Source organism: Peribacillus saganii (assembly GCF_003429095.1).
GTDB classification, from domain to species: domain Bacteria; phylum Bacillota; class Bacilli; order Bacillales; family DSM-1321; genus Peribacillus; species Peribacillus saganii.
Genome location: NZ_QVTE01000011.1, coordinates 36,565 through 48,875 on the forward strand (window position 1 = coordinate 36,565; position 12,311 = coordinate 48,875).

At 41.5% G+C, this 12,311-nt stretch carries 12 protein-coding genes and 2 pseudogenes; 7 read left to right on the forward strand and 7 right to left on the reverse strand.

Features of this window, described 5'->3' with window-relative positions; all coding sequences use genetic code 11:
• Positions 1-483: 483 nt before the first annotated feature.
• Positions 484-840 (reverse strand): nucleotide excision repair endonuclease, encoded by a 357-nt coding sequence (locus tag D0469_RS04970; protein ID WP_117325540.1) that lies wholly within the window; start codon positions 838-840, stop codon positions 484-486.
• Between the two features lie 77 nt (positions 841-917).
• On the opposite strand from D0469_RS04970, the gene D0469_RS04975 reads away from it, so the two are divergent.
• On the forward strand, positions 918-1,058 hold the full coding sequence (locus D0469_RS04975; protein WP_199478365.1) for a hypothetical protein: 141 nt from the start codon (positions 918-920) through the stop codon (positions 1,056-1,058).
• 60 nt (positions 1,059-1,118) lie between these two features.
• Here the strand turns inward: D0469_RS04975 and D0469_RS04980 are convergent, their stop codons facing one another.
• A complete protein-coding gene (locus D0469_RS04980) occupies positions 1,119-2,285 on the reverse strand; it encodes a hypothetical protein (protein ID WP_117325541.1) in 1,167 nt (388 codons plus the stop codon).
• Between the two features lie 577 nt (positions 2,286-2,862).
• Between D0469_RS04980 and katA the strand changes: the two genes are divergently transcribed.
• Positions 2,863-4,314: a catalase KatA gene (katA, locus tag D0469_RS04985; RefSeq protein ID WP_117325542.1), complete on the forward strand. Its 1,452-nt coding sequence runs from the start codon at positions 2,863-2,865 to the stop codon at positions 4,312-4,314.
• Between the two features lie 309 nt (positions 4,315-4,623).
• On the opposite strand, the gene D0469_RS04990 is transcribed toward katA, so the two are convergent.
• Positions 4,624-5,052, reverse strand: a complete 429-nt coding sequence (locus D0469_RS04990) for a cell wall hydrolase (protein ID WP_117325543.1) — start codon at positions 5,050-5,052, stop codon at positions 4,624-4,626.
• Positions 5,053-5,365: 313 nt separating this feature from the next.
• On the opposite strand from D0469_RS04990, the gene D0469_RS04995 reads away from it, so the two are divergent.
• A complete protein-coding gene (locus D0469_RS04995) occupies positions 5,366-6,208 on the forward strand; it encodes a DMT family transporter (RefSeq protein ID WP_117325544.1) in 843 nt (280 codons plus the stop codon).
• Positions 6,209-6,361: 153 nt separating this feature from the next.
• Here the strand turns inward: D0469_RS04995 and D0469_RS05000 are convergent, their stop codons facing one another.
• Complete coding sequence (locus D0469_RS05000) at positions 6,362-6,640, reverse strand: late competence development ComFB family protein (protein ID WP_233522944.1); 279 nt, start codon at positions 6,638-6,640, stop codon at positions 6,362-6,364.
• Positions 6,641-7,168: 528 nt separating this feature from the next.
• Between D0469_RS05000 and D0469_RS05005 the strand changes: the two genes are divergently transcribed.
• Both D0469_RS05005 and D0469_RS05010 read left to right on the forward strand, forming a co-directional pair.
• Positions 7,169-7,363, forward strand: a complete 195-nt coding sequence (locus D0469_RS05005) for a hypothetical protein (protein WP_117325545.1) — start codon at positions 7,169-7,171, stop codon at positions 7,361-7,363.
• 174 nt (positions 7,364-7,537) lie between these two features.
• The gene (locus D0469_RS05010) at positions 7,538-8,455 is read left to right on the forward strand and encodes a YitT family protein (protein ID WP_233522945.1); all 918 of its coding nucleotides are present in this window, start codon (positions 7,538-7,540) and stop codon (positions 8,453-8,455) included.
• 15 nt (positions 8,456-8,470) lie between these two features.
• On the opposite strand, the pseudogene D0469_RS05015 reads toward D0469_RS05010, so the two are convergent.
• Positions 8,471-8,736 (reverse strand): annotated as a pseudogene (locus D0469_RS05015) (acyl-CoA dehydrogenase family protein); the annotation flags it as partial.
• A 68-nt stretch (positions 8,737-8,804) separates the two neighbouring features.
• A pseudogene (locus tag D0469_RS22075) lies at positions 8,805-8,906 on the reverse strand (MerR family DNA-binding protein); the annotation flags it as partial.
• Positions 8,907-9,215: 309 nt separating this feature from the next.
• Here D0469_RS22075 and D0469_RS05025 point away from each other — a divergent pair.
• Complete coding sequence (locus D0469_RS05025) at positions 9,216-10,499, forward strand: LysM peptidoglycan-binding domain-containing protein (RefSeq protein WP_117325546.1); 1,284 nt, start codon at positions 9,216-9,218, stop codon at positions 10,497-10,499.
• A 327-nt stretch (positions 10,500-10,826) separates the two neighbouring features.
• Entirely contained in the window at positions 10,827-11,330 is a 504-nt protein-coding gene (locus D0469_RS05030; RefSeq protein ID WP_117325547.1) for a hypothetical protein, read from the forward strand.
• Positions 11,331-11,670: 340 nt separating this feature from the next.
• On the opposite strand, the gene D0469_RS05035 is transcribed toward D0469_RS05030, so the two are convergent.
• Positions 11,671-12,078: a YugN-like family protein gene (locus D0469_RS05035; protein WP_117325548.1), complete on the reverse strand. Its 408-nt coding sequence runs from the start codon at positions 12,076-12,078 to the stop codon at positions 11,671-11,673.
• Between the last annotated feature and the right edge of the window lie 233 nt (positions 12,079-12,311).

Below are 12,311 nucleotides of genomic sequence, written 5' to 3' on the forward strand. Positions count from 1 at the left end.
TAAATAATGTCCTTTTCAACTAATACAAAATGAAACACCGAGCAGCCAAACTGCGGGGCATATCCATTCTCCAGATCGCCTTCATACCAGTACATATATCTTGAATCACGAGCGCAATCTACGAGAAAACGAGCAAGGACATGACAGAAGAAGAACAGCCATTTGCACCCGTCCTGTCGTAAGGTACCTCGAGTAGAGTCTGGCAGTATTGAAATCAGGGTCTTTCAACCTCCATCCTGCGCCAAACATCTTTGCCAGCACATCCTCACAAAGCTGCCGCTTTGCTTCGTACACTTGTTTCACTGACGAAGCATTCCTTGTCCTGTGCATGTATGTAAAAGAAGCTGCTTATTTTCACTACGTTAAAGATGTCAGAGCCGCTTAACTCCTGTTTCGACCATGAATTTTATAGTTTCCTTTAGAAATAAAAAACCCCTGAAGCCTAAAGCTCCAGAGGTGTAATATTTCCCGTATATAGTTTATTTATCTGAAGAACACTTTGTCGATATTGTATTTCGCCTGCAATTTATTAATGATATAAGTTTCATAAATTTCTCTTTCCATTGGTTCTTCCACAATGCAAATGTCAATTGTATATACTTCGTCCCGATGAGGTTTGATAGGTGATACGTTATCTTCAAAGTGCTTTTTAATTCTTTGTCTCAGTTTTCTCGCTTTACCGACAAATAATAGTTCATCATTAATATTATAAAACATGAAAATCCCGCCTTTATCGCGCGGTATCAAGTGAAAATCAGTAAAGCCATAAATGTTGCTTAGTTCAGGTCTATCCTGTTTAGTAATGGTAATATTCGGTTCAGGTATTTCAATTTTAATCAAAATAAATTCACTTCCTGTTTTTTTTTTATCTTACCACAAATTTGAAAATTAATGCAAAAACCCCATGTTTCGCAAAAATGAGGCAAACGTCTCAGGATTGGACGTTAGGAACAATAGGGGATCTTCCTGACTTTGAGGAAAAGCCAGAGGAGTACGCACCTGGGATGGACAGGGATGATTATGAAAGAATTTTAAAGAGGCTGATGAGTAACCTTTAAAATATAACATTCAAAATAAAATGCCCTCCGGATGAGGAGGGCATTTTATTATACTAACATTTATCTCATGAAGCCTTGCTGGCTTGCATTGCTTAAGTCTTGGGCAATTTCTTGTCTTACTTGCTGTGCATTTGTACCGGAAATAGCTGAACCTGCTCCAGCAAACATACCGGCTTGACCAAAGCCTGCTTGCTGAGTAAAGCCAGCTTGTTGTCCAAATCCGCCTTGCTGCTGCATACTTTGGTTCATAAGATCTTGCTGAATTTCTTGTCTAACCTGCTGAGCATCTGTACCAGAAATTGCTGAACCTGTTCCCGCAAACATTCCTGCTTGGGCACCGCCAGCTTGCTGTCCGAATCCGCCTCCAAGTGTGAATCCGCCTGCTTGCTGTGTATAGCCTCCTGCACGCTGCATGCTTTGGTTAGCAAGATCTTGCTGAATTTCTTGTCTTACTTGTTGTGCATCTGTTCCTGCAAAACCTGGCTGCATTACCGATTGCATGCCACCAAAACCGCCTGCCTGCTGTGTGTAACCGCTCATTGGAGCAAAACCGCCTGCTTGCTGCGTGAAACCACCCATAGGAGCGAAACCGCCTGCCTGCTGTGTGAAACCACCTGCAGAGCGCTGCATGCTCTGATTCGCAAGGTCTTGCTGAATTTCTTGTCTTACTTGTTGTGCGTCCGTTCCTGCAAATCCTGGCTGCATTACTGACTGCGCGCCGCCTGCGAAACCGCCCGCTTGCTGCGTGAATCCGCCCATTGGAGCGAAACCGCCTGCTTGCTGTGTGAATCCGCCCATTGGAGCGAAACCGCCTGCTTGCTGTGTGAAACCGCCTTGCTGCATGCTTCTGTTAGCAAGGTCTTGCTGAATTTCTTGCCTTACTTGTTGTGCGTCCGTTCCAGCGAATCCTGGCTGCATTACTGATTGAACTCCTCCAAAACCGCCTGTGCCCATTCCGAAAGCATTACTTTGCATCATTCCACCTGCCTGCTGTCCAAAGCCACCTGAACGCTGCATGCTTTGGTTAGCAAGGTCTTGTTGAATTTCTTGTCTTACTTGCTGTGAGTCAGTGCCCGCGAATCCTGGCTGCATTACTGACTGTAAGCCTCCAAAACCGCCTGCTTGTTGTGTGAAGCCGCCTGCTTGAAATCCTTGGGCAGCCTGTTGCCCGGCTCTCTGTTGAAATTGTTGAAGAGATTGACCTGCTTGGTTAAATGGTACTGACATGTTGTTAATTCCTCCTTGAATTTAAAATGAACAACAATCATAGAATCTGTTTTACTCATAATTTTATACGCACATTTTGAAATTTTTTTCTGTTATTTTTTCATGCATATGGAATTCAAAAATCCATTCCCAATCTATGATAAACTCCTTCGATCTGAAGAGCCGCACAGTAAAGGCGAATACTGTTTGTAAATTTTCTATACACCAATGAAAAAAGGATTAGACCTATTGTCATAATCCTTTTTTCATTGGCTATTTCGTCATCACAAGGAGGTGGTGAGAAAATTGAGTACAAGCAGGTTGAACATTCCTACTCAGTTCCTCCGACCAACAATTATTATGACTGATATCCTTTTTAATATTCTTCCAAAACTTTCTGCGTATAGAAGATTACAATAAAAACTTAAGAAGTTCTTTATTATTGATTCACTGCATATATTTCTCGTGGTTTAATATGTTTATCATTTAAAATCGTTAGTTATTTATAATTAATATAAATAAGTATTGATTTTTAATTGAGAAGTGATATTATTGTTTTATATTATTTATAAAAAATCCATTTGAGGTGAATCTATTCATGAGTAAAAACAATCTCACTACAAGCTGGGGAGCTCCAGTAGGCGATAATCAAAATTCACAGACAGCTGGCCACCGCGGTCCAACGTTAATCCAAGATGTGCACCTTCTTGAAAAATTGGCCCATTTTAATAGGGAACGTGTTCCTGAACGCGTTGTTCATGCAAAAGGTGCTGGTGCTCATGGTTACTTTGAGGTCACGAACGATGTATCTAAATATACAAAAGCCAATTTCTTATCAGGCGTAGGAAAGCGGACTCCAATGTTTATACGGTTTTCAACTGTAGCAGGTGAACTTGGTTCTGCTGATACAGTACGTGATCCGCGCGGATTTGCTGTTAAATTTTACACAGAAGAAGGGAACTATGATCTTGTAGGCAATAACACTCCTGTGTTCTTTATCCGCGACGCGATTAAATTCCCTGATTTTATCCATACTCAAAAAAGAGATCCTAAAACTCATTTAAAGAACCCTACTGCTGTATGGGATTTCTGGTCCCTTTCTCCTGAATCCTTACATCAGGTAACGATTTTAATGTCTGACAGGGGAATTCCAGCCACACTTCGCCATCAGCACGGTTTTGGGAGCCATACCTTCAAGTGGGTAAATCAACAAGGCGAAGGAGTTTGGGTAAAATACCATTTTAAAACAGAACAAGGCATTAAAAACCTTGATGTAGAACTTGCAGCCAAGCTTGCAGGTGAGAATCCAGATTATCATACAGAAGACTTATTTAACGCAATTGAGAATGGCGACTTCCCGGCTTGGAAGCTTTATGTACAAATTATGCCGATGGAAGATGCAAACACATACCGCTTCGATCCGTTCGATGTAACAAAAGTCTGGTCCCAAAAGGATTACCCATTAATCGAAGTCGGCCGAATGGTACTTGACAGGAATCCGGAAAACTACTTTGCTGAAGTAGAGCAGGCAACCTTCTCACCTGGTGCATTTGTACCTGGAATCGAGGCTTCTCCTGATAAAATGCTTCAAGGACGCCTTTTTGCATATTCAGACGCTCACCGCTACCGTGTGGGTGCAAACCATAATGCATTGCCAATCAACCGTCCACAATCACCGGTCAATACTTATCAGCGTGATGGTCAAATGAGATTTGACGGCAATGGCGGCGGTTCCGTATATTACGAGCCAAACAGCTTCGGCGGACCAAAAGAAACACCTGAAAACAAGCCCGCAGCTCTGGCCGTATCCGGTTTCGCAGATAGCGTAGCTTATGACCACAATGACCACTACACTCAAGCCGGTGACTTGTACCGCCTTATGAGTGAAGAAGAGCGCGCTCGCCTGGTTGATAATATTGTAGGTGCAATGAAGCCTGTAACAATAGAAGAAATCAAACTGCGCCAAATCCAGCACTTCTACAAAGCCGATCCAGAATATGGAACCCGCGTTGCAGCAGGGCTTGGCTTAGCCGTTCCACAAGAAGTGTAATAGTTTTTCCCGGTCATTAGCAATAATTGTCCGATGGCTGGCCTTCTTAGCAGGTACCGTGCATTTTCACGGTACCTGTTTTTTTATAATAAAATAAACGTTAATAAACAGGATGCTGCAGGGTTACAGAATCTAATAGTTGAAGATGATTAACCTGTCACTTGGTGTGTTTATAGCTGAAATATGATTTACATAAAGAGTTCCCTGCCCCTAAGTCCCATAATCCAAACAAACCGAATGGCAGGTCAATAAGTTTACTCGCGAAATACAAAAAGCTCCAAATATTCTGGAGTTATTTGATTGAAAAGGTTAAAAAACATTATAGACATTTTCACATTCTTCACCGGTGGGCTGATAAAAGCAATGAAGCTTAAAACGCCCTACAAGCGGCTGGTCATACCATGTGGGAGGGCAATTTCCTGGCGGCCTGAAGTACCAAAGTGAGTATTTTGCAGGCCACCATCTCTCACCATTTATGACCCGGCGTGCCAGCTGCCTTTCTTTTTCTCTAGCCCTTTGATAAAAATATCCTTTTGTTGTTGCTTCAAAAGCATGTGGCTGATAGATCATTTGCCGAATGGTGCGAAGTCCTTTAAAATCAGAACAATTTGCCCTTATACGGTTAACGCCGACATTCCCAACCAGCAGCATTCCCTGTACACCTTCACCCTCGGCCTCTGCCCTGAGCAGCCTTGCCAGCAAATCAATATCTGCTTGTGTGGCTTTTACAACAGCCATAACGTTCACCTCCAACATACAAAATCGTATCATGTAAAACAAAGTTACAATCTTCCCTATTCTTCTTTATATGTTTAATATCCCGGGATGTGTTTGGCTTCTTACAAAATGAGGAGAATTTGACGCCCTTAAAATTTTTATTATGTAAAATTTCAAATAGCTGCTTTTATGTTGTGGACAGTTAATGCATGTTTTGTGGAGTCTTCAAAGTTAATTTGGGTCACTTTAATAGCTCAAAAAATACCTTTCTACTTATCTATATATCCATGGTAAAATTACGATTATTAAAATTACGCAGAAAGAAGAGTACATAATGTGGGTGTTGGCAGCATTGACAACAAGTATTGGTTTTGGAATCAATAATACTATCTTCAAGTGGAGCACAGCTGACGGAAAGACATATTCCAAGCTTCATGTTCAATTTTTCTTTTATCTGGCAGCCTTTTTAATGACGGCGGCTTATGGAATAGTTAGCGGTTCGTTGCATGTTAGTGTAATATCTGTTTTGTTGGGGGCTTTCATTGGCATTTTAAATGCTAATGGGAATATCCAAATGTCGATGGCTTTTGAAAAAGGCCCAGCCAGTTTGACGGCACCGCTGATTGCCGCTAACGCAGTTTTTCCAATTCTGACGGCAGCCCTATTCTTTCATGAAAAAATTACTGGCCTCCAGCTTATCGGCATAGTATTCATGCTTGGAGCAGCGCTGGTTATACAGTACACCCCTAAATCCAAGGAGCTTTCTGACTATTTGCCTTGGATGTTGCGTGTCCTTTTCGCAGTCCTGTCGTTTGGCGTACTCGGCGTATTAATGAAAACGACTTCTTATCTGCACTTGAGTTCAATAGATGTGCTCACTTCTATGTACGGAGGAGGCGGAGTTTATCTTGGCGTTCGAATGGCTTTCAGGAGAAATAAAATTTTGCCCCCAGAAGTGAAGATAGGAACCTGTGTAGGCATGATCAGCATACTCAGCTACAGCTGTTATTTTTATGCTTTGAATACCGGTATGGCAAGCATCGTTTTTCCGATTGTTAGTTTAAACTGCTTAGTAGTAGTGCTGGCCGGCTGTTATTTTTATAAAGAGTCACTGAAAGTCTATCAGGTCATCGGGATAGCAGCCGCGCTACTTGGAATCGTATTAACCAAGATATGAAAACTCATTTTTATAGATAAGCAACGAACAGGCCCTGCACTACGTTAAGGGCCTGCTCATCGATAGCCTGCTTTCTGCCGCCGAACAGTTCCATCGCGCCGACTGAAATTTGCCCAACAAAAAAAGCACTCCCTTTTAAAGGAATGCCTTTTACTATTGATGCTGAGGATATTTTCCAACGACGTGGATTGCACTGATAATCCGCTTATTTATCCATTTTCGGTTTTCAGTTGTATTTAGCTGTTCAATGATTCTTTCTCTTCCTTCCGCAGTAGTTACATAATGATTGGGAAGTGTATTTAGGCTAAGCGCAATAATATCCTTCCGGCATTTTTCACATTTGCAGAAAGTTTGATACTCTGGACCTGTCATTAAGTAGTTAACGATCGTCACAACTAATTCTTCCATTACATTAATATATTCTCTTTCCATGATACCCTTCTCCCGCTCTCCAACATGTATCAGCGAGTAAACAAAACTAACTAATAAAATAATTATAATCCTTTTTGCCGAGGGATACTATATAGTTCACAAGATGGTAAAAAATTCCTCAAAGTAACATGGTTTTATAGCTAATGCCTCACATATATAATTCGTGTTCCGCAGTTACACAATATTGAATGCTTTAGTTGTTTTGCCTGATTTCCGCATTTAGGACAAGTGACGTTTTTCATCGCCTAAGTCTCCTTTCAGTCTTTCCTTTTCATGTCAAACGACCTATAACTATACTGACCCACAGAGAATATTAAGTGCAGCGATTCCCTTTTTGTGCTTCATTTTAAATGTTTGTTATACTTTAATTATACATCTTGTTTTTATATAATCAATATTAAATTATAATTATTTTAATTTATAACATATTGTATCTCATTTATTTAATCCATATGAGAATGGTTACCTTTAAAATTTAAGGGAATAAATAATGTAGCGTGTTAATTTTAAAAGGAAGGTGGGAGTTTCATGGAAAAAGGCAGACCGAGTTTTATGGACAGTCCTTACTTTGTTGATGAACCAGGGAACTGGCATTTGAAGCCTGAAGCCCCTGAAGAACTGCAAAAGGAATTTGAAGCATATATGCATGATGCCGAGGCTGAAAATGCGCCTGGAACATTAGATGGTGTACGGATTCCTTATCCATACTCTAAAAATGACTGAGAGGACCATCTTTTATTTATATCCCTGCTAACCCACAAGGTCAGGGACTTTTTTTTGACATGCGCTAACGAAAGACACTACACAAATACTTTTTGATTTTATGAAATAAAATTACATATTCTGGCGAACTTCTTTATAATTAATAATACACAAATAAAAAATGGGGGAATGATAATGTCAGATATAAGAGAGATGAGCCTGACAGAACAGCATGAATTAGTAAATCAAAAAGTTCGGCACAAAAGGCTGCCATTCAGCAAGCTAATGCAAAGGATTCTTTTAATTACTGCCGGGGCTGTACTGATGGGAGTTGGCCTCGAAATCTTCCTCGTACCAAACAATGTAATTGACGGCGGAATCGTTGGTGTCTCCATAATGCTCTCGTATATCACTGGATGGCAATTGGGTCTTTTTATCTTTATCCTGAATATTCCGTTCTTCTTTATTGGCTATAAACAAATCGGGAAGACCTTCGCATTCTCCACTCTTTATGGAATCCTTATCCTTTCAGTTACAACAACCCTTTTACATCCAGTCCCTCCGTTGACCAATGATGTTCTTTTAGCGACCGTATTTGGCGGAATCGTACTGGGCATTGGTGTCGGTATGGTTATAAGGTATGGCGGTTCCCTTGATGGCACTGAAATACTTGCGATACTCGCGAACAAAAAGCTGCCATTTTCTGTAGGCGAGATTATCATGTTTTTTAATCTATTTATTCTCGGATCTGCGGGATTTGTATTCTCGTGGGATCGGGCAATGTATTCATTGCTGGCTTATTTTGTAGCCTTTAAAACAATTGATGTTACCATTACCGGGCTAGACGAATCCAAATCAGTTTGGATAATCAGCGATAATTTTCAGGAAATCGGTGATGCCATCATAAATCGTCTAGGGCGTGGCGTTACATACATGAAAGGTGAAGGAGCCTTTTCCGGGGATGAGAAGAAAGTTATCTTTTGCGTAATTAACCGGCTTGAAGAAGCCAAACTGAAAGATATCGTTAGTGAAAACGATCCTGCCGCCTTCCTGGCTGTAGCAGATATTGCTGAAGTCCGAGGCGGGCGGTTTAAAAAGCGCGATATCCATTAGGTACAAAAAAAGTCACAGGATATTTGCAGTACCTCCCCAAAACAGTCAGCACTTGTGCATCCCGAAGCAATTTAGGTGTAACAAAATCCTCAATATAACCGTTTCCGCCATGCAGCTCGATTGCTTCAAGGGTAAAATGAATTGTTTGCTCCGCTGTCTCCATTTTTATTAATGCGATCAGCAGCCGATTCATTGTTTCCTCTCCTTTGTACAGCTATCTGAATTGCTCATCACTTGTCAAAAACTGATACCAGTTCAAAGACGGCGCTGGTCTCCACTTCTGCTTCCCCCTTGTAGTATCCTCGATCAGGTTTTTCACCTCCTTAAGCTTTTCGTTGCCAAACTCAATCGTACGTTCTAGCTGCCTTCTGTCTGTCCGGTTATGGTCAAATAAGTGAATCAATTCCTTAATTTCTTCCAGCTGAAATCCGAACCGTTTTCCGCGGAAGATTAGCTTTAGCCGGGTTAAGTCTTTATTTGAAAAATTCTCTCCCGCTGTCGTCTCTTTTGGGAATCAGGAAGCCCAGTTCTTTGCAATAAAGGATTGTTCTTGTGCTTACTTGAAAAATTTCACTCAGCTGTGAGATGAAGTACATCGCAACCACTGTTTTTAATTTTCTGACAATGATTATAACATTTACGTTAACGTAAACTTCTAGTATAGCTTTATTCGAATTTCTATTTTTCTAAATTAATCATTACTTCATAGTATAAAACATACAATGAAAGTAGCGTTTATCTGCTTAAGGGAGGGAGAAATATGCAGATTCATGTCGTTCAGCGAGGCCAGACAATAGCCGGTATAGCCCAGGCGTATGGAATAAGTGCAGATGAGTTAATTCGAACAAATCAGGTTCCAAATCCAAATGATTTAGTAGTCGGCCAGACACTGGTCATTCCGATTACCGGAAGTTATTATTGGGTGCGATCTGGTGATTCATTATGGTCTATCTCAAGGAGAGTCGGCATTTCCGTAGAGGAAATCGCCAGAGCGAACCGCATCTCAGCCAATCAGCCGCTTACCATCGGACAAAGGCTTTATATACCGCCGCGTCCAAAAAGAAATGCAGAGTTTAATGCGTATGTGGAGCCAAGGGGAACAACTGTCGCTCCTGCTCTTGAACGGAGTGCAAGAGAGGCAGCGCCTTACTTAACGTACCTGGCTCCATTCAGCTTCCAGGCTCAAAGGGACGGTTCTTTAAAGCAGCCGCTTCTTAACCAGTTTCCGGCTATCGCAAGAGCAAATAATAATGTATTAATGATGGTAATTACAAACCAGGAAAACGACCAATTCAGTGATGAACTAGGACGTATTCTCCTAAACGATCAGGCAATCCAGACCCGGTTCCTTAATAATATTGTTTCTACCGCTAGACGATTAGGTTTCAGGGACATCCACTTTGATTTTGAATATTTGCGCCCTGAAGACCGTGAAGCTTATAACCGATTTCTTAGAAGGGCAAAGCAGCGTTTTTCACAGGAAGGCTGGCTATTATCAACCGCTCTCGCCCCAAAGACGAGCGCAGGCCAAAAAGGACGCTGGTACGAAGCCCATGATTATCGGGCACATGGGGAAATTGTCGATTTTGTTGTGATAATGACATATGAGTGGGGCTACAGCGGCGGTCCTGCCCAAGCTGTTTCACCAATTGGCCCGGTCAGGCAAGTACTAGAATATGCAATTACGGAAATGCCTTCTTCCAAGATTATGATGGGGCAAAACCTATATGGCTATGATTGGACATTGCCTTTCGTCCAAGGCACAGTTGCGAGGGCAATCAGCCCTCAGCAGGCAATCATGATTGCAGCCGAATATGACGTCGCAATCCAATACGATTACACGGCGCAGGCTCCTTTTTTCAATTATACAGACCGGGCCGGAAAGAAGCATGAGGTTTGGTTTGAAGATGCCCGTTCGATTCAGGCCAAATTTAATCTGATAAAAGAATTGAATCTTAGAGGAATGAGCTACTGGAAACTGGGTTTATCCTTTCCGCAAAACTGGCTGCTGATTACTGACAACTTCAATGTGAGAAAAAGGTAAAAGAAAAGCGCAAGCGCCTTGATCAGCCCGCATAGGAAAAGACCTGGAAGGCGCTTTTTGCCTTTCGAGGGCTTTTTTCATTTCCACAGTGGGCTAGGCACTGGAGCTAGACATCTTCACTTGTTAGAATCGTTATCCTTTCTTAACTTACAGCAAAAATTAAGTCTTAGGACTGAGTTTGACCGATCACACTATGGGTATAAGAAGCATAATGACCCACTAAAATATATTATTTTTTTGCTGTCCAGGCTAACCTTTGAAACCTTTCTCCCTACTGCTTCGTCTATTATGTGAGGAAAAAATTCTGCAACGGAGGAAACCTAAACAATGAAAAAATTCCTATTTATCGTACTTGCACTTATCTGTATTTCCCCTTCGTTTATGGATGCCGCCCCTGATTCAAAAGCCGATGCTGCTCCTGAGCCAAAAGCAGAAAAGCACTCAGCCTTTTTTAACAAGCTAACAGACACAAACAAAGGATTCGCCGTTGAAGCAGATTACATTGAATGGTATTTTGGAGAGCAGGCAAATATAGAAGCAGAAATAGACAATGACTGTCTCATGGAGGATGACAAATGTATTGCCCCGGATGGTTATTATATAAGAAATACAGACCAAAAATCCCTTACGCTTCCCATAGCGAAGGACGCAACAGTCATTATGCAGACCTATCAAATTGAAAAAACAAATGAAATTCAGTGGGATCAGGAAGTCACTCTAGAGGAATTTATTAAAGAATTTGAAAGCTCAGAGCGTTTGCAATACGTTCCTTACCATATTGAAGTTCAAGACGGAGCCATTACGAAAATTACAGAGCAATACGTCCCTTAAAGAAAAGCTCAAGCGCCCTGGTAGAGAAAGAAAGTCGACGCCACGTCCTAACAAGCTGTCGCTTTATGAGGACGCAGGGACGCTGGATTATTTTTCCAGTGATGACGCCCGGCACTAGCCCATCGTGTGCGTCAGGGCTGGGTGCTGGAGCTAGACATAACGAAGAGTGTCCCAAAATTGATTTGGGGCACTCTTATTCTTTAGGCTAAAAAAATGAAAAACGGTTAAATTATCATCAGATTTGGACATATAAACTAAAATTTTGATAAATAGTTCTTCATTCCTGCTAAATTAACTCAAGCGGTAGCATTTGAAAGGGGCATTTCCAGACCTTTTAACTTTATTCTCCCAAAATATCCTGTTCAAGGTCTTTTATAAGCGATTGGCCTAATTTTACATAATTCTCTGAAACTGGAGCGTCTGGATTCGCTGGCTCCTGGAACTGGTTAACGGAAGCGGAGAGGTTTCCGACCCGCGCATCTTCATCAAGACCGTCCTGATATTGATGGGCAAGCAGGAATGGTTTTCCAAGCCGGACCGTAACACCCCGCTCGTCCAGCTGGCCGTCAGCTGCTTCAAAAGGGATTCGCAGAAACTGGTAGCCATTTTGTTCGTTAATCTTATAATCAAAATAACCGCTGTCATACTCCCAGCCCCCGCCAATATCGTAACCTTTAGGCTTAAGAATTTGTTCAAGTTTGTAGAGCTCCATAACCTGCCCTTCAAGCTTAGAAGAAAGTTCTTTCATGCGCTGTCTCCTTCTTCCATCCATTTTTTGATTAGCATACCCCTGCTTCTCTAAATCATTCTGACATGATTCCAGAACCAAAGTTCTTCATTACCATGGAGTACCTTTAGCAATAGAAATGAATCTACTTCCCAAATGAGCTGAACCTAAATAAAAAGACACTCGATTGAGTGCCTTTTAAAAAAATAGGCTCTATAATATTTGTTGGGGTTCCCAAACAATACGGTTTGCAT

Coding starts and splice junctions, on each gene's coding strand:
- D0469_RS04975 (WP_199478365.1), top strand. CDS start 918: ATGAGGCAAACGTCTCAGGATTGGACGTTAGGAACAATAGGGGATCTT.
- D0469_RS04980 (WP_117325541.1), bottom strand. CDS start 2,285: ATGTCAGTACCATTTAACCAAGCAGGTCAATCTCTTCAACAATTTCAA.
- katA (WP_117325542.1), top strand. CDS start 2,863: ATGAGTAAAAACAATCTCACTACAAGCTGGGGAGCTCCAGTAGGCGAT.
- D0469_RS04990 (WP_117325543.1), bottom strand. CDS start 5,052: ATGGCTGTTGTAAAAGCCACACAAGCAGATATTGATTTGCTGGCAAGG.
- D0469_RS04995 (WP_117325544.1), top strand. CDS start 5,366: ATGTGGGTGTTGGCAGCATTGACAACAAGTATTGGTTTTGGAATCAAT.
- D0469_RS05000 (WP_233522944.1), bottom strand. CDS start 6,640: ATGGAAAGAGAATATATTAATGTAATGGAAGAATTAGTTGTGACGATC.
- D0469_RS05005 (WP_117325545.1), top strand. CDS start 7,169: ATGGAAAAAGGCAGACCGAGTTTTATGGACAGTCCTTACTTTGTTGAT.
- D0469_RS05010 (WP_233522945.1), top strand. CDS start 7,538: ATGTCAGATATAAGAGAGATGAGCCTGACAGAACAGCATGAATTAGTA.
- D0469_RS05025 (WP_117325546.1), top strand. CDS start 9,216: ATGCAGATTCATGTCGTTCAGCGAGGCCAGACAATAGCCGGTATAGCC.
- D0469_RS05030 (WP_117325547.1), top strand. CDS start 10,827: ATGAAAAAATTCCTATTTATCGTACTTGCACTTATCTGTATTTCCCCT.
- D0469_RS05035 (WP_117325548.1), bottom strand. CDS start 12,078: ATGAAAGAACTTTCTTCTAAGCTTGAAGGGCAGGTTATGGAGCTCTAC.